The following is a 251-nucleotide window of genomic DNA, read 5'->3' on the forward strand; positions in this document are numbered from 1 at the left end:
CTCCGCGTCCTCCGTGGACTCGGGCTGCGCTGACGGGGTCGACTCGGCACCCGCACCGCGCACGTCATCCGAGGGCACGCCCCAGCCCTCGAGCATCGACTCGAGCCGGCGCGCCCGCTCCTCGTGCTCGGACTTCATCCGTTCGGCGGCGGCCCGGATCTCCTGGTCCACGCCGTCCTTGCCCAGCCCCTCATCGGACTGCTGGATCGCGGCGCGGTGGTTGCGCAGCAGCAGGCCCGCGGACTGGATGT

At 72.9% G+C, this 251-nt stretch carries 1 pseudogene; it reads right to left on the reverse strand.

Annotated elements, in window-relative coordinates:
• Window positions 1-251 (reverse strand): annotated as a pseudogene (locus KVS67_RS12450) (DUF305 domain-containing protein); the annotation flags it as partial.

Origin of the sequence: Micrococcus sp. GbtcB5 (genome assembly GCF_019091605.1) — a bacterium.
Classification (GTDB): Bacteria; Actinomycetota; Actinomycetes; order Actinomycetales; family Micrococcaceae; genus Micrococcus; species Micrococcus luteus.